Source organism: Nocardioides sp. (assembly GCF_036274455.1).
GTDB lineage: Bacteria > Actinomycetota > Actinomycetes > Propionibacteriales > Nocardioidaceae > Nocardioides.
Window position 1 is genome coordinate 1 of sequence record NZ_DASUFR010000120.1, and the last position, 19,341, is coordinate 19,341.

General features: G+C 70.6%; 19 protein-coding genes. 5 read left to right on the forward strand and 14 right to left on the reverse strand.

Translation table 11 applies throughout. From position 1 onward, the window contains the following. Positions 1-87: 87 nt before the first annotated feature. Positions 88-1,140 (forward strand): hypothetical protein, encoded by a 1,053-nt coding sequence (locus VFV89_RS11245; RefSeq protein WP_329706027.1) that lies wholly within the window; start codon positions 88-90, stop codon positions 1,138-1,140. Between the two features lie 77 nt (positions 1,141-1,217). Further along, a complete protein-coding gene (locus tag VFV89_RS11250) occupies positions 1,218-2,180 on the forward strand; it encodes a GNAT family N-acetyltransferase (protein WP_329706028.1) in 963 nt (320 codons plus the stop codon). A 31-nt stretch (positions 2,181-2,211) separates the two neighbouring features. On the opposite strand, the gene VFV89_RS11255 is transcribed toward VFV89_RS11250, so the two are convergent. Further along, positions 2,212-2,670 (reverse strand): Lrp/AsnC family transcriptional regulator, encoded by a 459-nt coding sequence (locus VFV89_RS11255; RefSeq protein WP_329706029.1) that lies wholly within the window; start codon positions 2,668-2,670, stop codon positions 2,212-2,214. A gap of 74 nt (positions 2,671-2,744) precedes the next feature. Between VFV89_RS11255 and VFV89_RS11260 the strand changes: the two genes are divergently transcribed. Then, on the forward strand, positions 2,745-3,647 hold the full coding sequence (locus tag VFV89_RS11260) for a 5'-3' exonuclease (protein ID WP_414690371.1): 903 nt from the start codon (positions 2,745-2,747) through the stop codon (positions 3,645-3,647). 113 nt (positions 3,648-3,760) lie between these two features. Further along, positions 3,761-4,432, forward strand: a complete 672-nt coding sequence (locus tag VFV89_RS11265) for an SDR family oxidoreductase (RefSeq protein ID WP_329706031.1) — start codon at positions 3,761-3,763, stop codon at positions 4,430-4,432. Here the strand turns inward: VFV89_RS11265 and VFV89_RS11270 are convergent. Both VFV89_RS11270 and VFV89_RS11275 read right to left on the reverse strand, forming a co-directional pair. Next, entirely contained in the window at positions 4,405-7,242 is a 2,838-nt protein-coding gene (locus VFV89_RS11270) for a DEAD/DEAH box helicase (RefSeq protein WP_329706077.1), read from the reverse strand. The genes VFV89_RS11265 and VFV89_RS11270 overlap by 28 nt on opposite strands. A gap of 69 nt (positions 7,243-7,311) precedes the next feature. Beyond that, positions 7,312-8,220, reverse strand: a complete 909-nt coding sequence (locus VFV89_RS11275; RefSeq protein ID WP_329706032.1) for a diacylglycerol kinase — start codon at positions 8,218-8,220, stop codon at positions 7,312-7,314. A 222-nt stretch (positions 8,221-8,442) separates the two neighbouring features. On the opposite strand from VFV89_RS11275, the gene VFV89_RS11280 reads away from it, so the two are divergent. Further along, positions 8,443-9,063 carry a hypothetical protein gene (locus VFV89_RS11280; RefSeq protein ID WP_329706033.1) on the forward strand — a complete coding sequence of 207 codons (621 nt, stop codon included), beginning with the start codon at positions 8,443-8,445 and terminating at the stop codon, positions 9,061-9,063. Here the strand turns inward: VFV89_RS11280 and VFV89_RS11285 are convergent. The 11 genes from VFV89_RS11285 to dop form a co-directional block, all read right to left on the reverse strand. Next, a complete protein-coding gene (locus tag VFV89_RS11285; RefSeq protein WP_329706034.1) occupies positions 9,056-9,436 on the reverse strand; it encodes a hypothetical protein in 381 nt (126 codons plus the stop codon). The two genes, VFV89_RS11280 and VFV89_RS11285, sit on opposite strands and share 8 nt — an antisense overlap. Beyond that, positions 9,436-10,275, reverse strand: coding sequence for a twin-arginine translocase subunit TatC (gene tatC / locus VFV89_RS11290; protein ID WP_329706035.1), 840 nt, complete (start codon positions 10,273-10,275; stop codon positions 9,436-9,438). Before tatC ends, VFV89_RS11285 begins: the two co-directional genes overlap by 1 nt. A 13-nt stretch (positions 10,276-10,288) precedes the next feature. Then, positions 10,289-10,585 (reverse strand): Sec-independent protein translocase subunit TatA, encoded by a 297-nt coding sequence (gene tatA / locus VFV89_RS11295; protein WP_329706036.1) that lies wholly within the window; start codon positions 10,583-10,585, stop codon positions 10,289-10,291. Positions 10,586-10,647: 62 nt separating this feature from the next. Beyond that, positions 10,648-11,709, reverse strand: a complete 1,062-nt coding sequence (locus VFV89_RS11300; protein WP_329706037.1) for a WYL domain-containing protein — start codon at positions 11,707-11,709, stop codon at positions 10,648-10,650. Continuing rightward, complete coding sequence (locus VFV89_RS11305) at positions 11,706-12,707, reverse strand: helix-turn-helix transcriptional regulator (protein ID WP_329706038.1); 1,002 nt, start codon at positions 12,705-12,707, stop codon at positions 11,706-11,708. The genes VFV89_RS11300 and VFV89_RS11305 overlap by 4 nt, the downstream gene beginning before the upstream one ends. A 319-nt stretch (positions 12,708-13,026) precedes the next feature. Further along, positions 13,027-13,995 (reverse strand): FKBP-type peptidyl-prolyl cis-trans isomerase, encoded by a 969-nt coding sequence (locus VFV89_RS11310; RefSeq protein WP_329706039.1) that lies wholly within the window; start codon positions 13,993-13,995, stop codon positions 13,027-13,029. 109 nt (positions 13,996-14,104) lie between these two features. Continuing rightward, the gene (gene pafA, locus VFV89_RS11315) at positions 14,105-15,466 is read right to left on the reverse strand and encodes a Pup--protein ligase (protein WP_329706040.1); all 1,362 of its coding nucleotides are present in this window, start codon (positions 15,464-15,466) and stop codon (positions 14,105-14,107) included. Positions 15,467-15,551: 85 nt separating this feature from the next. Next, entirely contained in the window at positions 15,552-16,466 is a 915-nt protein-coding gene (gene prcA, locus VFV89_RS11320) for a proteasome subunit alpha (RefSeq protein WP_329706078.1), read from the reverse strand. A gap of 2 nt (positions 16,467-16,468) precedes the next feature. Continuing rightward, entirely contained in the window at positions 16,469-17,335 is an 867-nt protein-coding gene (prcB, locus tag VFV89_RS11325; protein ID WP_329706041.1) for a proteasome subunit beta, read from the reverse strand. Positions 17,336-17,387: 52 nt separating this feature from the next. After that, entirely contained in the window at positions 17,388-17,585 is a 198-nt protein-coding gene (locus VFV89_RS11330) for a ubiquitin-like protein Pup (protein ID WP_329706042.1), read from the reverse strand. A gap of 212 nt (positions 17,586-17,797) precedes the next feature. Next, complete coding sequence (gene dop / locus VFV89_RS11335) at positions 17,798-19,306, reverse strand: depupylase/deamidase Dop (protein WP_329706043.1); 1,509 nt, start codon at positions 19,304-19,306, stop codon at positions 17,798-17,800. Positions 19,307-19,341 lie beyond the last annotated feature (35 nt).

A 19,341-nucleotide genomic window follows, 5' to 3' on the forward strand; every position in this document is an offset into this window, starting at 1 on the left:
CGTATCCGGCGGGCCGGGACCTCTCTAGGTTCGCAAGGGACCCTTGGGTGGTGCTCGAGGCCGCCCCCTTTCGCTGGGAGCTCAGCAATGAACCAGAAGTCCCTCGTCCGACGTCTCGTCGGCATCGCCGGTGCGGGTGCCCTCGCCCTCACCCCGCTGGCGCTGGTCGCGGCGCCGGCCACGGCCGCGCCGTTCGCCGGCCAGCTCCAGAAGCAGACCACGTTCTCTGCCACGGGCACCGGCTGCTCCGTCAGCCCCGGCACCACCTCGCCGACCACCAACTTCGTGGCGGGTGCGCCGGTGTCGTTGGCGCAGTCGGAGTCCACCAACGGGGTCGGTCCCACCGGGCCGGACACCGCTCAGCTGTCCGCCGCCCTCGGCGGGTCGTTCGTGGCACACGAGTCCGGTGGTGCGCTCACCGACTTCAGCGCCGACGCGACCGCGGCGACGTCTGTCAACCGGGCCCTGGGCGCCGCCAGCGCCTGCACGTGGAACAGCACGGCGATCGCCCTGGTGACAGGTACGCTCACGTCGAACGGCGGGCTGTGGGACGTGAACGTGAAGCTGTTCGGCAGCGGTACCGGCGTCGTCCAGCTGATATTCATCAAGACCGGCAACCCCCTCGCGTCCCAGAACGTGGTCGCTCACATCGGTGGTGCCGCGCGCACGCACACGCTGGTCTCTCTCGCTCCCGGCGACTACACACTTCAGGTGGTCGTGGAGGCGGTCTCCAGCGGCACGAACACCGCGAACCAGCCAACCCCGACGTCCAACGCGCACGCCATCGTCAACGGCGTGTTCAGGGGGTTCGGGGTCGCCGACGGCCCGGCCACGGGCGACGGAACCAAGTACCTCGACCTGGCCAACGGGCTGACCTGTGCGTCGCACTCGCTGAAGGCCGACTTCAAGAAGAAGGCAGGCAAGAAGGCGAAGAAGGGCAAGAAGCCGGTGATCACGAAGGCGGTGTTCTTCGTCAACGACGCCAAGGTCAAGACGGTGAAGAAGCCGAACAAGAACACCACGGTGACGCTCTCCGGGCTGCCGGACACCGACACGCTCGATGTGAGCGCCCAGCTCACGCTCTCCGGCAAGGGCAAGGGCAAGGTCACGGTCGAGCGCAGCTACCTGCCGTGCTCGTGAGCTGACGCCGATCCCGGGCCCGGAGCGGGTTGCCGCGCAACCCCTCCGGCCCGGGCTCGGCGGGCCAGACTGTGGGTGTGACTCTCGCCCTCAGCTCGTTCCCGCCGCAGGAGTACGCCGCGTGGCGTGCCGGGTTCCTGGCCCGGCGCGCCGCCGGTCCGCGGATGCGTGGACTCGACCCCGGCCTGGCGAAGGCTCGCGCCGAGCGGAACAACGGGACGCTGCTGCCCGCGGCCGGGCCGGCACCGAACGCCGAGGTGCTGGAGGTGATGGACGGCGCCGGGCGACGGGGGACGATCGTGCTCTTCTGGCCGGCCTCGACCGCCGCGCAGGTCGGGGACCTGGCCATCGACCCGGCCGACGCCGCCGAGGTGCGCGAGCTGGTCACCGCGCGGGTCCGGGTCGCCGGCGCGGAGTCGCTGTCGCTCAACGTGGTCGCAGTGGAGCCTGCGACGTCGGCGTTCGTGGCCGGCCAGGCCTACGACGTCATCGCGACGCAGATGCAGCTCGACCTGGGTCACGTGCAGACCGACGACCGTGCCGATGACCGGGCCGATGACCGGGCCGCGAGGGTCGTGGTCCGGCCGATGACGGCCGCCGAGGTGGCGGCGTACTTCGCCACGGCCGTCGAGGTCTTCGCCGAGGAGACGATGGCTGCGGACCCGCTGCTCGGCCGCGAGGACGCCGTCGAAGGCGCCGAGCGCCTTCACGAGCAGCTCCTCCCGCAGGGCGCCGGGACCCCCGGTCACGACTTCCTGGTTGCCGAGGACGCCGGCGACCGCCGGCGCGTGGGCCATCTCTGGCTCTTCCACGAGGGCCGTGCTGGATTCGTCTACGACGTCGAGGTCGACACTGCCGAGCGCGGCCGCGGCTACGGGCGAGCACTCATGGAGCTCGCCGCCGGCCGTTGCCGGGGGCTTGGCCTCGAGGTGCTCGGCCTCAACGTCTTCGGCCACAACACGGTGGCCCGCGGGCTCTACGACGCCCTCGGCTACGTCGCGGTCGACGAGGCCGTGCGGCTGCGGCTCAGCCGCCCGTGACTCAGCGGCCCGTGAATCAGCGGCCCGTGAATCAGCCGCCCGTGACGGGGCGGTTCTCGTAGTAGGTCGACAGCACGATGGTGGTGCGGGTCGAGACGTTCGCGGCCGCGCGGATCCGGGCCAGCAGGTCCTCGAGGTCGCTGGGGCGGGCCATCCTGACCTTGAGGATGTAGGACTCGTCGCCGGCCACCGACCAGCACGACTCGATCTCCGGGACCGCCTCGAGCCGGGCCGGCGAGTCGTCGGGCTGGGACGGGTCGATCGGCCGGATCGAGATGAACGCCGTCAGCGGCAGCCCGATCTCGTCGTGGTTGACCGTGGCGCCATAGCCGAGGATCAGCCCGCGCTGCTCGAGGCGCTTGACCCGCTGGTGCACCGCCGAGGTGGACAGCCCGGTGGCCTTCCCGAGGTCGGTGTAGGACATCCGGCCGTCCTCCGCGAGCAGCTGGAGGATCTGTCGGTCGGTGGCCTCGACGCTGGACGACGTCACGGCGGCAGCGTAGTCGGACGCTCTGACAGGATGCAGCCGTGAATCGCGCCGCAACTGGCAACCGACCCAGGCTGATGCTCCTCGACTCCGCCTCGATGTACTTCCGGGCCTTCTTCGGGGTCCCCGAGATCACCGCCGAGGACGGGACGCCGGTCAACGCGGTCCGTGGCTTCATGGACTTCATCTCGCGGCTGGTCGATCAGTACGACCCCGACGAGCTTGTCTGCTGCTGGGACAACGACTGGCGGCCGCACTGGCGGGTCGAGCTGCTGCCGACCTACAAGGCACATCGGGTGGTGGCCGAGCGTGCCTCCGCCCCGGACATCGAGGAGGTGCCGGACCCGCTCGAGGTGCAGGTGCCGATCATCCTCGAGGTGCTCGACGCCTTCGGGATCACCGTGCGCGGTGCGGACGGCTACGAGGCCGACGACGTCATCGGCACCCTCTCGACGGGCGCGGGCGGCCCGGTGGACGTGGTGACCGGGGACCGGGACCTGTTCCAGGTGGTCGACGACGACGCCGGCGTACGTGTCCTCTACATCGCCCGGGGCGTCGGCAACCACGAGCGCGTCGACGACGCGTGGGTGCGCGCGAAGTACGGCGTCGCCGCGTCGCAGTACGCCGACTTCGCCACGCTCCGCGGCGACGCCTCCGACGGCCTGCCGGGCGTCGCAGGGATCGGTGAGAAGACGGCCGCCACGCTGCTGGGCAGGTTCGGCGACATGGTCGGGATCGTCGCGGCAGCCGAGGACCCCACCTCTGACCTGGGGCCGGGTCCGCGCGGCAAGATCAAGGCGGCCGCGGACTACCTGCTCGTGGCACCCAAGGTCGTCGCGGTGGCCCGGGACCTCGACCTGGACCGGACCGGGATGGAACGACCCGTCACGCCGCGCGACCCGGAGAAGGTCAAGGGTCTTGCCGACCGCTACAACCTCGAGGGGCCGGCAACGCGGCTGGTCGAGGCGCTGATGCGCTGAGTCCGCTGGGTGGGTGCCAGCGCGGGCTGCGGGGATCTCGACGGGCTCGATCACTGCGGGCTGCGGGGACTCTCGACGGGCTCGATCAGCGAGGGGTGCGTAGCGTGGCGGACATGTCCCGGATCGCCGTTGTCGGGGGCCACGGCCAGGTGGCCCGTCATCTCCTCGTCGCGCTGCGCGGGTCGGGTCATGACCCGGTGGCGCTCGTGCGGCGCGAGGCGTACCGTGCCGAGCTCGAGTCCCGCGGCGCCGAGGTCCGGCTGCTGGACATCGAGAGCTCGGGCGCAGCGGCGTTCGCGGCGGCGTTCGAGGGCTGCGACGCGGTGGTCTTCGCCGCCGGTGGAGGCCCGGACGGCAACAAGGAGCGCAAGCGCACCGTCGACCTCGAGGGCTCCCTGAAGTCGATCGAGGGTGCCCGACAGGCCCGGATCGACAGGTTCGTCCAGGTCTCGGCGATCGGCGTCGACGACCCTGCGCGAGCAGACGGGAACGACGTCTGGCGGGCCTACGTCGAGGCCAAGCGCGACGCCGACGCCGCGCTGCGCGCGAGCGACCTGGCCTGGACGATCATCCGGCCGGGCCGGCTCACCGACGACGCGCCCACGGGGCTGGTCTCCCTCGGACCGGACGTGGGGCGTGGCGACGTGACCCGGGTCGACGTGGCGACGGTGCTGGCCGCGGTGCTGGACGAGCCCGGCACGGTCGGGAGGCAGTGGAACCTGGTCAACGGCGACGTGCCAGTGGCGGAGGCGGTGCGTCAGTCGTCGTCGCCGAGGCCGGAGTAGGCGACCACGCCGCGACGGATGGCGGTGACCACGTCGCGCGCGGTCTCGCGCAGGGGCCCCTCGCCGGCCGCGTCGGCCACCTGGCCGGCCAGGTCGAGCAGCTGCTTCATCCAGCGCACGAAGTCACCGGCCGCCAGCTCGACGACGCCCAGTACGTCGTCGAGCTCATCGCCCTCGACCCAGCGGTACGCCGCCCAGGCGAAGCCCGCGTCCGGCTGGCGGAGGAAGTCGAGGTGGTGGTCGCGCTCCAGCGCGTCCAGCTGCGCCCAGAGCCGGACCATCTGCTTGATGACGTCGCGCAACCGCTCGCCGGGCACCCGCGGCGGTGAGGCGTCGTCGGGCCGCCGGGCCTCGAAGACCAGTACGGAGAGCGCTGCAGCCAGCTCGGCGCTCGAGAGGTCGTCCCAGAGCCCGACCCGGATCGACTCCGCGGCCACCAGGTCCAGCTCGGAGTAGAGCCGCATCAGCCGCCGGCCCTGGCCGGTGACGCGCACCCGGCCGTCCTCCTCCACGAGGTAGCCCAGCGCGGTGAGGACGTCGCAGACCCGGTCGAACTGGCGGGCCACCGTGTTGGTGCGGTTCTCGACCCGGCGGCGCAGCGTCGCGGCGTCGTGCTCGAGCTTGAACCAGCGCTGGGCCCAGCGGTCGTGGTCCTCGCGGTCGGGGCAGGCGTGGCACGGGTGCTCGCGCAGCTGGGCCCGGATCGCGGCGATCTCGCCGTCGGCCGCGGACTCGACGCCTCGCTTCGGTCCGGTGCCCGACTGCCCGCCCGACTGCCCGCCCGACCGCCCGCCCGACCGCTTGCCCGACTGCTTGCCCGACTGCTTGCCCGGCGGGGGCGGCGCCAGGCCGTGGGTCCGCGAGCGCAGTGCCGAGGCGAGGGCGCGGCGCATCTGCGGGTTGCGGCCGTTGAACGACTTGGGCACCTTCACCTGGGCCAGCGAGGTCACCGGCACCGGGAAGTCGACCAGGGCGAGCCGGCGCGCCTGCCGGTCGGCGGTGACGACGTACGGGCGCGGGTGCTCGGCGTCCCATCCGGGGTCGACCACGACGGCGTACCCGGCGAACTTGCCGGTCGGCACCTCGATCACGTCGCCTTTCCGGAGCAGCCGGAGCGCCTCGATGACCTCCTCGCGCCGGTCCGCCTTCCGGGCCCGGCTGGCGCCCTTCTCGAGCTCTGAGATGCGCCGCCGCAGCCGCGCGTACTCCATGAAGTCGCCGAGCTCGCAGCTGGCCGCCTCGGCGTATCCGTCGAGTGCCTCCTCCGACCTGCGCAGCTGCCGAGCCAGCCCGACGACCGCCTTGTCGGCCTGGAACTGTGCGAAGGACTGCTCGAGCAGCTCCCGCGCGGTCTCGCGGCCGTACTGGTCAACGAGGTTGACCGCCATGTTGTACGACGGCCGGAACGAAGAGCGCAGCGGGTAGGTCCTGGTGCTCGCCAGGCCCGCGACCTCGCGCGGGTTCATGCCCGGCTGCCACAGCACGACCGCATGGCCCTCGACGTCGAGGCCGCGGCGGCCGGCACGCCCGGTCAGCTGGGTGTACTCCCCCGGCGTGATGTCGGCGTGGGTCTCGCCGTTCCACTTCGTGAGCTTCTCGATGACCACGGTGCGGGCCGGCATGTTGATGCCCAGCGCGAGGGTCTCGGTCGCGAAGACGACCTTGCACAGGCCTCGGACGAACAGCTCCTCGACCACGTGCTTGAACGCCGGCAGCATCCCGGCGTGGTGAGCGGCGATGCCCCGCGTCAGCCCGTCCAGGAAGTCGTTGTAGCCGAGGACGTGGAGGTCCTCCTCGGGCAGGTCCCGGCACGCGGCCTCGACGTACTCGAAGATCGTGTCCCGCTCCTCGGGGCTGGTCAGCCGGACCCCGGCGTTGAGGCACTGCTGCACCGCCGCGTCGCAGCCGACCCGGCTGAAGATGAACACGATGGCGGGCAGCAGCCCCTCGCGGTCGAGCCGCTCGACCACGTCGACCCGACTGGGGATCCACACCCGGCGCCCGTTGCCGACGCTCCTCGGGTTCTTGGAGCTCCCAGGCCGCCCCTTGCGGGGTGAGCGCCGGTCGCGCATCAGCCGGGTGCTGGCCCAGTCGTCGCGCGCGACCTTCATCAGCTCGCCGTTGACCGGCGCGCCCTCGTTGACGAAGCCGGAGGCGGCGTCGACGTCCGAGGACGCGAACAGGTCGAGCAGCCGCTTGCCCACCATCACGTGCTGGTAGAGCGGCACCGGGCGGCGCTCCTCGACGATCGTGGTCGTCTCGCCGCGAACCGTCTCCAGCCACTCGCCGAACTCCTCGGCGTTGCTCACCGTCGCGCTGAGGCTGACCACCGTCACCGACTCGGGCAGGTGGATCATCACCTCCTCCCACACCGCTCCTCGTGAGCGGTCGGCGAGGTAGTGGACCTCGTCCATCACCACGAAGCCGAGCCCGAGGAGCGTCCGGCTACCGGCGTAGAGCATGTTGCGGAGCACCTCGGTGGTCATCACGACGACCGGCGCCTCGCCGTTGACCACGTTGTCGCCGGTGAGCAGCCCGACCTCATCGGGCCCGTATCGGTCGACGAGGTCGTGGTACTTCTGGTTGCTCAGCGCCTTGATCGGCGTGGTGTAGAAGCACTTGCGGCCGGTGGTCAGCGCGAGATGGATCGCGAACTCCCCGACCACCGTCTTGCCGGAGCCCGTGGGGGCAGCCACGAGCACACCGCGCCCGTCCTCGATCTCGCGGCAGGCGCGCAGCTGGAAGTCGTCGAGCGGGAAGTCGTAGAGGGCGCTGAAGTCGCGGACCACCGGATGGCCCTTGTCCTTCATGTGCGCCGCGTACCGCTCCGACGGAGACAGCTCGTCGGTGCTCACCTCCCCAACACTAGGTGGTGGACGCTAGGGCGGTGCCCACTGGTCGTCGGCCCCAGGTGCAGACGTGTGGACCGTCAACGCCCCCGGTGCGCACTCCACGGTCAGCGGGAGCTCACCGAACCGCTCGCCGTCGGCGTACGTCGTGATCCCCGGGCTTGCCACGGTCACACTGCGGACTCGGTGGTGCTCGTACTGCGGGTGGGTGACGTGGGTGCCGTTGAACAGCTTCGGGTAGGTGCGGACCAGGGAGCCGCGGCTCATCGGCTTGATCACGACCACGTCGAGCATGCCGTCGTCGAGCAGGGCGCCCTCGGTGATCCGCAGCCCGCCCCCGAAGCTCGGCCCGTTGCCGACCGCGACCAGCATGGCGTCGAGGACCAGCTGCTCGCCGTCGAGGTCGAGGGTGTAGTGCAGCGGCCGGAACACCCGCAGCTCCGCCAGGGTCGCGATGTTGTAGCGCATCTGCCCCCTCGGCCAGGTCATCCGGTTGGCCCGCTCGTTGACCAGTGCGTCGAAACCGGCGGCGAGGACCGTCGCGAAGTACCTGTTGCCGCTGCGCGCTAGGTCGACCGCCCTGGTGGCACCGTTCAGCACCACGTCGGCAGCCGCGACCGGGTCCTTGCGCGGCAGGTCGAAGTAGCGCGCCACGTCGTTGCCGGTGCCGGCCGGGATGATCCCGAGTGCGGTCCCGGTCCCCGCCAGCGCCTGGACGCCGATGTGCACCATCCCGTCGCCGCCGACCACGACGAGCGTCTCGACGCCGTCGGCCACGGTGGCCCTCGCCAGGTCGAGCGCCTCGTCGGCATCGCGCCCGCTGAGGTCCCGCACCGTCCGGCCCGCGCCACGCAGCCGCTCGAGGGCAGCCGCACGGGCCTTCGCACCGCGACCCTTCCCCGCGGTCGGGTTGGTGAGCAGGGCGATGTCGTGGGCCACGCGCCGAAGACTAGGGCCCACGAGGCCGTTTGGGAGCAACCCTCCGATCGATCGGTCGGGTCGCAGGCCCGCCGATCAGTCGGTCGGGTGGCGGTCCCGCCGATCGATCGGTCGGGTGGTGGCCCGACCGATCAGTCGATGGGTCGGCTGCGACAGGCGTGCCATCTGGATGTGGCCTGTGGAAACCGGTGCGGGCCACGAATCGACGGGAATGATCCCGGCATGGACTCGCCGTTTCTTCGACCAGACAGTCCCGTCTACGCCGACGTGCTCACCGATGCCACAGTGCACGTGCTGGGTGCCAAGGGCATCGATCGGTTCAGCGTGCGCGGGATCGCCCGATGGATGCGAGTGGTCCCATCGACGGTGCTCGGGGAGTTCAGTCGAGCTCGAGTGCTCGAGCTCGTGTGCATCTGCTTCGAGACTCGCTGGCTCCAGTGGTCCGGCATGGAGTCTGTGTGGGGGCCGTCGCCCGCAGAGGTTCCGGTCCGACTGCCGGCCACCGAGGACGAGAAGCTTGGAGTTCGGGTCCACAACGCCCTCCTGCAGCTGGCCGAGGCGGAGAGGCTGCGGGGCAACGACGCCCCGAAGCGTCATCTCGATCGACTGCACCAGGAGGAACTCGCCCTGCTCAAGCTGCGCATGAGGTCCCAGTGCTGCTCAGCCGTGCCTCCGCACGAGGTGGTCAGGGCTGTTCTCGCCTTCACCTCCGGGCTGAGGCACGCCCTGTCGAATGACCTACCAGGTATGACGCAACCGGAAGCCGTGGCCGTTCTGGCTGACTACATCGCCGTCCGGAGTGCCCATGCCCCCGGATGCGAGGACGGTCAGCTGGCTAGTTGAGGGTCAACCGCACGGACCAACGCGCCGGATCGGCACCGACCGCGCGGGTCATGCGCTTGAACGCCTCCAGCACCTGGTCCGCCGCGAAGGACGTCCCTGGCACCGCCACCGTCGCCCGCCCCTCGTGGCTCAGCAGCAGCACCTGCCCGTGCCGCCAGCTCTGGTGGACCCGGGTGCGGGTCGCCTCGTCGACCACCGGCACGGGATAGGCGTGGTCGACAGCCAGCAGGTCGCACGGAAGCTCCTCCCCGGAGCCACCCGCGAGGCGCCCGGGGACCAGGTGGCCGCTCAGGCCGCGCTCCGCGGCCCAGACGACCTCACTCTCGCCGACCCAGTCCGGCAGGTCGAACGGGTCGAGCTCGGCCCACGCCATCACAGGGGCGACACCTCGTCGTCGGCCCACTGGTCGGTCGAGTCGCGACCCCGGCCTCGCGCGCGGTCGACCAGGCGGGCGATGACCTCGGCCAGGAGGAACAGCAGCAGCATCGGAATGGCGAGGAACAGCATCGAGAACGGGTCGGTCGACGGTGTGCCCACCGCGGCGAAGACGAACGTGCCGATGATGATCCAGGGCCGGTACCTGCCGAGCGCCCTGCCGGAGACGACGCCGGCGAGGTTGAGCATGATCACGAACAGCGGGATCTCGAACGCGATGCCGAAGATCAGCAGCATCCGGCTGATGAAGGAGAAGAACTGGGTGAACTCGACCAGGTTGGTGACGTCGGCGGGCGTGAACCCGATCAGGACCGTGATGGCCTTCGGCAGGACGTAGTAGCCGACCGCGACGCCGAGGAAGAACAGAGGCCCGGCGATGGCGGCGAAGATCCGCGTCCACTTGCGCTCGTTGGGGTGGAGGCCGGGGACGATGAACGCCCAGATCTGGTAGAGCCAGTACGGCGAGGAGCCGACCAGAGCGGCGAGGCCGCAGAGCTTGAGCTGGAAGGTGAGTCCGGCCGTGACCCCGTTGAGGACCGGCTCGCTCCTGGTGCCGCTGGGCAGGTTCTTCCGAGCCTCTTCGTAGGGGCGCAGGATCAGCTGGTAGAGGTCCTCGTAGAAGTACAGAGCCACGCCGAACGCGATCACCACGACCAGCGTGGAGCGCAGGATGCGGGCCCGCAGCTCGCGCATGTGGTCGGACAGCGCCATCCGCCCGTCCGGGCCCACAGGGTGCTGCGGACTCCCCTTGAGGAGCCCGGCGAGGCGCTTGATCAAGGGGACTGCTGCGTCAGGCGGTGTCGCCGCGGTTCAGTCGCTCGGCCTCGGCGTCCAGCTCGGCCTGTCGCTTGGCCAGGTCGCGCTGCTTCGACTCGAGCTCCAGCTGCGCCTGGGTCTTGGCGGGGTCGGGAGTCGCCTCCTCGTCGTCGTCCATCAGGCCCTTGGTCTCGGCCTTGAAGATCCGCAGGGCGCGGCCACTGCCGCGGGCCAGCTCGGGGAGCTTGGCGGCGCCGAAGAGCAGGATGAGGACGGCCAGGATGATCAGGAGCTCGGGAGTGCCGAGTCCTCCGATGGCAAGCGCGGTCATGAGGTCCTCACATTGTCGGTGCGGTGCCTTACTAGGCTACCCCGCTCCCCAGCTGCACGAGTTCAGGCGTACAGGCTGAGTGCCCGCTGCGCCGCCGCGGCGAACGTGGCTGCGTACGACGCCGGGGACAGCACCGTCGCGTGGGGTGCCAGCCGGAGCATCAACCTGGTCAGCCATCGCTCGTCGGCGACGAGCAGGACGACCTCGATTCGGTCCTGCCCCACCTCGCGGATTTCCTCGACGGGGTAGTACTCGGTGACCCAGCGCGCCTCGGGCTCGAGGAGCAGCGTGACCGGGGTCACGTCGGAGGACTGGCTGAAGATACCGTCGCCCAGGTCGCGCGGCCCCTCCTGGGGCTTCTCGACGGGGTCGTCGAGCACCTCCGCCTGGTCGATCCGGTCCAGCCGGAACAGCCGCGGCGCCTCGGCGCTGTGGCACCAGGCGTCCAGGTAGAGGTGGCCGTCGGAGGTGACGACGCCCCGGGGGTCGACCAGCCGGTCGGACTGCTCGTCCCGGCTCGGGACGTAGTAGCTGAGCCGCACGTGCCGGCCCTGGTCCGCGGCCCCCTGGAGCCGGCGGGCGAGGAGGGCCAGGTCGGTGTCGGCGTCCGCGCCCGGGTCGATCCGGGCAACGGCCGGCGCCGGCCCCTGACCCGATCCGGGGGCGCCCTGCGCGGCGGCCGTCTCGAGCTTGGCCAGGGCCCGGTCGACCACCTCGCGGGTGTCGTCCTTCGCGCCGTTGCGGAGCGCCCGAAGCGCCACGATCACGGCCGAGGCCTCGGTGGGGTTGAGCCGCAGCGGGCGGGACAGGTAGTCGGCGTTGGAGACGCGGATCACGGCGTCGGTGCGTACGCCGTCCGGGCCCTCGAGCGCGTCGATGTCGACGTCGATGAGGTCGTCCGGGTAGCCGCCGGGCAGCCCGCACATGAACAGCACCTTGAGGTCGCGGAAGAGCTGGTCCGGGTCGACGCCGAGGGCCGCAGCGGCCTCGTCGACGCGGACCTCTCCGTGGGCGTGCAGGTAGGGCACCAGGGTCAGCAGCCGGGCCACCTGGTCCTTGGCGCTGACAGGTTTCGGGCCGGCGGGCTTGGGGATCGCCGGCTTCGAGTTGTCTGGCGTGCTCATGCCGGCTCCTGGGCGGAGCGCACCCGGCCGTCTTCGCGTGCCACGGCCTCGCGCAGCCGGCCCACGACGCGCTCGCGGAGCAGCGTCGGTTCCTCGACGTAGACGTCGGCGCCGTAGCCGAGCACCTCGTCGGCCAGTCCGACCGAGCCGCGCTCGAGCACCAGACGGTCCCAGGAGGACTCGGTGTCCGGCCCGGGGACGCCCTCCTCCACCACGTCTGCCCCTCTCCGCAGGGTGTGTCCGGCGCCCTTGCGCACCAGCAGCACGACCCGCTCGGTCGAGGGCTCGGGAGCGAGCCGGCGCGCCACCTGGCTGACGTCGGTCCCCGGCGGGATCTCGTAGGAGCCCGGCTGTCCCCGCTTCGTGGCCTTGCCCTGCACGCGGGAGAGCCGGAAGATCCGCTCGGCCTGCCGGTCGGTGTCGAAGCCCACGACGTACCAGCGGCCCGAGTAGCGCGCCACGCCCCACGGCTGGAGGTGCCGGGTCCGGACCTCGGTGTCCCCGGACCGCACGTAGTCGAAGACGACCGGGACCCGCTCCTGCGTGGCCTCCCAGAAGACGTCGAACGACGGTTCGTCGGCGCTGAGCCGCGGCTCGACGATGTCCAGGGCGGTCAGGTCGACGTCGACGCCGAGCGCGGCGAGCTTGCGGACCGCCTCGGTCGTGGCCTCCGCGAGCCGGGCGTGCTGCCAGACCTTGGTGGCCAGGCCGATCACCGCTGCCTCGTCGGCGGTCAGGCTGATCTCCGGCAGCGCGAACTCGTCGGGGCGGATGCGGTAGCCGGGTTCGTCGTCGAAGAACGCGTCCATCTGCCCGACCTCGATGGGTACGCCGAGGCTGCGCAGCTCGTCCTTGTCACGCTCGAACATCTTCTCGAACGCGTCGGGCGTGGAGTCGGGGTAGAGGATCTCCCGGATCCGCTCCTTGGAGACGTAGTGCCGCTGGACGAGCAGCATGATCAGCAGGTTGAGGAGCCGCTCGCTCTTCCCCGCCGCCATGCCCCCGATCCTGCCATCCCCGATGCCGCAGCCACCGTGATGACCCACCGCCGATCGAGCGCGGTCGAGACCGCGGGCTGGGCACTCGCGCAGTCCCAGCACCGGGTCATCAGGCTTCGAGGCTCGGCGCTGGGGCGCCTCGCACCTCAGCCACCGTGATGGCCCACCGCCGATCGAGCCCGGTCGAGACCGCGGGCTGGGCACTCGCGCAGTCCCAGCACCGGGTCACCAGGCTTCGAGGCTCGGCGCTGGGGCGCCTCGCACCTCAGCCACCGTCCTGGCCCACCGCCGATCGAGCCCGTCGAGATCCCCGCAGGGGTCAGGCCGCGCCGAGGATGTCGATCACGAACACCAGGGTGGCGTTCTTCGGGATGCCGCTGTCCGGCTGGCCCTCGGCGCCGTACCCGAGCTCCGGCGGGATCTCGAGCACCACCCGCGAGCCGACCGGCATGCCGTCCAGCCCCTGGTCCCAGCCCTTGATGACCTGCCCGGTGCCGATACCGAAGGTGGTGGGCTGACCGGTGCCGGTGTCACCGAAGTTCTCGTCGAAGGGCTTGTCGCCGTCGAAGGCCTGGCCGAGGTAGCGGACCGCGATCGTCTGGCCCTTCTTGACCCTGGGGCCGGTGCCCTTGATGAGCTGGACCTTGCGTAGGTCGTCGGTCGGCTGCGGCGTGTCGGTGAAGTCGAAGCCGCTGGGCACGCCCTTCTTCATCTTCAGCCTGGGCATCCAGTCCGGAGCGGGGGTCGTCGAGCCCTCGGGCTGGTCCTTGACCTCGGAGACCAGGTCGACGATGACCAGGACCGTGTCCTTGTTGGCGATGCCGAGCTGGCTGTTGCCGGTCTCGCCGAACGCCTCCTCCGCGGAGGCCGTGATCGCCAGCCGGGAGCCGAGCTTGGCACCCTGGACGCCGGCGAGGAACGGCGGCAGCTGCTCGTCGACCGTGACCAGCTCGGCACTCTTCTGGTCGTAGGTGCTGAACGACTGCTGCTGGGAGTAGCCGTTCCCGACCCACACCTGAGCCAGCACGTTGTCGTTGCTCTTGATGGGAGCCCCGTCGCCCTCGCTCAGCGTCGTGGTCTCGACCTTCCCGGCGTCCATCCGGCCCTTCCACGTCACCTCGGGCGCGGTGCCCACGTCTCCGGAGATGGTCACCGCGTCGAGGCGGTCGTAGGACTTCCCCGTCTCCAGGGGGTCCGAGCTGCCGTTGTCGTCACCGCACGAGGTGAGGATCAGGGCGAAGCACGCGAGCAGCGCAGGGACCAGGGCCCGGTGACGAGGCCGACGCACGAGAAACACGGGACGGAACCATAACGGGAGACCCTGAGAGTTCTCACATTCCCTCCACGCCGATACGAGAACGTGACCGACCGCTCGTTACTCCCGGCCGGCGGCGCGGTCACATCCCGTCGATCAGCCGCTGCACCCGCTCGTCGTGGGCCCGGAACGGGTCCTTGCAGAGCACGGTGCGTTGCGCCTGGTCGTTGAGCTTGAGGTGCACCCAGTCGACGGTGAAGTCGCGCCGGCGCTCCTGCGCGCGCCGGATGAACTCACCACGCAGCCGCGCCCGGGTGTTCTGCGGCGGCACCGACTTGGCCTCGAAGATCTTCAGGTCGCTCGTCACCCGCGCCACCGCACCGCGGCGCTCCAGCAGGTAGTAGAGCCCCCGGCCCCGGTGGATGTCGTGGTAGGCAAGGTCGAGCTGGGCGATCCGCGGGTGGCCGAGCGGGAGGCCGTGGCGGGCGCGGTAGCGCTCGATGAGCTTCCACTTGATCACCCAGTCGATCTCCCGGTCGACCAGGCCGAGGTCGTCGGACTCGACCGCCTTGAGTCCCCGCTCCCAGAGGTCGAGCGACTGCTCGATCGTCGGGGTGCTGATGCCGCGACGGTCGACGAAGTCCCGCGCCTTGGCGAGGTACTCCTGCTGGATCTCGAGCGCCGACGCCTCGCGGCCGTTGGCCAGCCGCACCTTGCGCCGCCCGGTCACGTCGTGGCTGATCTCGCGGATGGCGCGGATGGGGTTCTCCATCGTGAGGTCGCGCATCACCACGCCCTCCTCGATCATCCGGAGAACGAGGTCGCACGAGGCAACCTTGAGCAGCGTCGTGGTCTCGCTCATGTTGGAGTCGCCCACGATGACGTGCAGCCGGCGGTACTTCTCGGCGTCCGCGTGCGGCTCGTCCCGGGTGTTGATGATCGGCCGCGACCGGGTGGTGGCGCTCGAGACGCCCTCCCAGATGTGCTCGGCGCGCTGCGAGACGCTGTAGGACGCCCCGCGGGGTGTCTGGGTGATCTTCCCCGCGCCCACGACGATCTGGCGGGTGACGAGGAACGGGATCAGTACGTCGGCCAAGCGGCTGAACTCCCCGGCCCGGCCCACCAGGTAGTTCTCATGGCAGCCGTAGGAGTTGCCGGCGGAGTCGGTGTTGTTCTTGAACAGGTAGATCTCGCCGGCGATGCCCTCGTCGTGCAGCCGCTGCTCGGCGTCGAGCAGCAGCCCTTCGAGCACCCGCTCCCCCGCCTTGTCGTGGGTGACGAGGTCGACGACGTCGTCACACTCGGGCGTGGCGTACTCCGGATGGCTGCCCACGTCGAGGTAGAGCCGGGCCCCGTTGCGCAGGAAGACGTTGCTGCTGCGCCCCCAGCTGACGACCTTGCGGAACAGGTAGCGAGCCACCTCGTCGGGGCTGAGCCGGCGCTGGCCCTTGAACGTGCACGTGACGCCGTACTCGTTCTCGATGCCGAAGATCCGCCGGTCCACGTGACAACCCTACGGCCGCGACGATGCGGCCGGACGGAACAACCGCTGATCGAGCCTGTCGAGATCCCGCAGCGCGGGCACCCGGTCAGCTCTGCTGGTCCCCACCATCGGCCGGCGGAGGCGGTGGCGGCGCCACCGGCGGCAGGTCCTCCCGGGTGGGATCCGCCAGTGGGGGTGCGTCGCCGCTCTCCTGGTCCGTCGGGTCCCTGGGGTCGTCCGGGTCCGCGTCGACGGCCGCCGTGCCGGGCGGGTGCTCCTCGGCGGGGTGCTCCGGCGCGGGCGCGCTGGCCGGCTCGCGGGTCCCGAGCAGCGACTCCAGCCGGTTCGGACCGATCCGGCTGAACTTGCGCGGCTGGGTCCGGGTCCGGTCGAGCACGGCGACCTCGAGGTTCTTGACCGGGATCACCCGGTTGTCGGCCTCGCCGCGCTCGTTGTTCTGGCGGCCGAGGGCGTTGACCGCGAGCGTCAGCGCCTCGGTGAGCGAGGACCCCTCCTTGTAGTGCTCGGACAGGTAGGTCGAGACGACGTCGGCGGCACCCCCGATCACGGCGTACTCCTGCTCGTCGGCCACCTGCCCGTCGTAGGTGAGCCGGTAGATCTGGTCGTCCTGCGCCGTGTCACCGATCTCGGCGACGAAGATCTCGACCTCGTAGGGCTTCTCGCCACCGCTGGAGAAGATCGTGCCGAGGGTCTGGGCATAGGCGTTGGCCAGCCCGCGGCCGGTCACGTCCCGGCGGTCGTAGGCGTAGCCGCGCATGTCGGCGAGGCGTACGCCGGCGATGCGCAGGTTCTCGAACTCGTTGTAGCGGCCGACTGCGGCGAACGCGATGCGGTCGTAGATCTCGGAGATCTTGTGCAGGGCCTGGGAGACGTTCTCCGACGCGAGCAGGATGCCCTCGGCGTAGTGGACCGCGACCATTGACCGGCCCCGCGAGATGCCCTTGCGGGCGAAGTCGGCCCGGTCCTTCATCAGCTGCTCGGGCGAGACGTAGAACGGCATGCTCACGATGCACTCCCCCCGCTCGACGGTCCCCCGCTCGAGAGGGGCGCGGATGGGCCGTCGGGTCGGTTCATCCGGCCCGCGATGACCCGGTCCGCGATGACGGCGACCTCGTCGTCGGGCAGCCGGCGGCCGCCGTCGGCGGTGATCATCTGGACCACGGGGAAGATCCGCCGGGTGAGGTCGGGGCCACCGGTGGCCGAGTCGTCGTCGGCGGCGTCGTAGAGCGCCTGGACGACGGCCTCCACGCATTCCTCGGCCGACAGGTCCTCCCGGTAGAGCTTCTTGAGCGCCCCGCGGGCGAACATCGAGCCCGACCCGACGGCGTGGAACGCGGTCTCCTCGTAGCGGCCGCCCGTGACGTCGTAGCTGAAGATTCGTCCCTGGCCGACCTCGAGGTCGAAGCCGGCGAACAGCGGGACGACGGCCAACCCCTGCATGGCCATCGCGAGGTTGCCGCGGATCAGGGCGGAGAGCCGGTTGGCCTTGCCGTCCAGCGACAGCGTCGTGCCCTCGATCTTCTCGTAGTGCTCGAGCTCGGTCTGGAACAGCCGGACCACCTCGACCCCGACCCCGGCCGTGCCGGCGATGCCGATGGCGGAGAACTCGTCGGAGGGGAAGACCTTCTCGATGTCGCGCTGGGCGATGACGTTGCCCATCGTGGCCCGACGGTCACCGGCCATCATCACGCCACCGGGGAACGTCGCGGCGACGATCGTGGTGCCGTGTGGCGCCAGGTCGCCGGCGTACCCCTGCGGCACGGAACGGCGTCCGGGAAGCAGGTCGGGTGCCTGCCCGGCGAGGAAGTCGGCGAAGGAAGGAACGCCCGGCTGCAGGAACGCGGCCGGGAGGCGGGGGTCTGTGGTCATTTCTCGAGGTCCCCGTCGATACGCGAGTGCATCGAGCGGATCGGTGGGGTGATCACTCCCCGCCCTTCTGGATGAACGACTTCACGAAGTCTTCGGCGTTGGTCTCGAGCACGTCGTCGATCTCGTCGAGGATGGCGTCCACGTCGTCGTCGAGCGCCTCCTTGCGCTCGGCGACGTCGCTCTCGGTGGCGGCCTCGGGGGTCTCCTCCACCTCCGAGGACTTGCGAGGCTGCTTCTGCTCCTGGGCCATACCGAAACCCTATCCACTCCTCGGTCGCCACAGGGTGCAACCACCCCGAGGCCCGACGCTGCGAGCGCGCTGGGTGCCTTCGCTGCGGGCATCTCGACAAGCTCGATGAGCGGTCCCGGACGTCGCGCCCGCTCAACCACCGCTGGTCGAGCCTGTCGAGACCCCCGCAGGGTGGGCACTACCCGGGTGGGCACCTCGCACATCAGCCACCCTCAGCGGGTGAGCGCGGCGACCAGGGCCTCGGCGGTGTCGGAGCGGTCCAGCAGCTCGCCCACATGGGCCTTGCTGCCCCGGAGCGGGTCGATGGTCGGGACACGCTGGAGCGACTCCCGGCCGGGCAGGTCGAAGATCACCGAGTCCCAGGACGCCGCGGCCACCGCGGAGGCGAACTTCTCCAGGCACCGGCCGCGGAAGTAGGCGCGGGTGTCCTCCGGCGGGTCGTGCATGGCCGCCTCGATCGAGGCGTCGTCGAGCAGCCGCTCGATCCGGCCGGCTCGCGCCAGGCGGTGGTAGAGCCCCTTCTCAGGCCGGATGTCGGAGTACTGGTAGTCGATCAGCTGCAGCTTGGCGTCGTCCCAGTCCAGGCCGTCGCGCTGGCGGTACTGCTCGAGCAGCTTCAGCTTCGCCACCCAGTCCAGCTCGCTCGCGCAGAGCATCGGGTCGCGCTCCAGCCGGTCGAGCACCGACTCCCAGCGGGCGAGCACGTCCAGCGTCTGCTCGTCCGCGTCGGCGCCCAGTCGGTCCTCGACGTACTTCTTGGCCAGGTCGAGGTACTCCAGCTGCAGCTGTACGCCGGTCAGGGTGCGGCCGTCGGTGAGGGTCAGCGTCTGCCGCAGCGTCGGGTCGTGCGAGACCGCGCGCAGCGCGGACACCGGCCCGTCGATGGTGAGGTCGCGTGAGATGAACCGCTCCTCGATCATCGACAGCACCAACGCGGTGGTGCCGACCTTGAGATAGGTCGAGACCTCGGCCAGGTTGGCGTCGCCGATGATCACGTGCAGCCTGCGGTACTTCTCCGGGTCGGCGTGCGGCTCGTCCCGCGTGTTGATGATCGGCCGCTTCAGCGTGGTCTCGAGGCCCACCTCGACCTCGAAGTAGTCGGCCCGCTGGCTGATCTGGTAGCCGTGCTCGCGGCCGTCCTGGCCGATGCCCACCCGTCCCGCACCGCACACGACCTGACGGCTGACGAAGAACGGCGTGAGGTGCCGCACGATGTCGGCGAACGGTGTGGCCCGCCGCATCAGGTAGTTCTCGTGCGCGCCGTAGGAGGCGCCCTTGTTGTCGGTGTTGTTCTTGTAGCAGACGATCGGGGACCCGCCTGGGAGGAGTCCCGCGCGGCGCGAGGCGTCGAGCATCACCTGCTCCCCCGCCTTGTCCCACCTGACGATGTCGCGAGGCGTGGTCACCTCGGGAGTGGAGTACTCCGGGTGCGCGTGGTCGACGTAGAGCCGGGCGCCGTTGGTCAGGATGACGTTGGCGAGGCCGAGGTCCTCGTCGGTGAGCTGGGTCGGGTCCGCGATCTGCCGGGACATGTCGAAGCCGCGAGCGTCGCGCAGCGGCGACTCCTCCTCGAAGTCCCAGCGCGCCCGGCGTGCCTTGACGGTCGCCGAGGCGTAGGCGTTGACGACCTGCGACGAGGCCACCATGGGGTTGGCCAGGGGCTGGCCGACCACCGAGATGCCGTACTCCACCTCGGTGCCCATGACTCGACGCACAGACATGCATCCAGCGTACGGGTGGTGTGTCCTATCTTCGA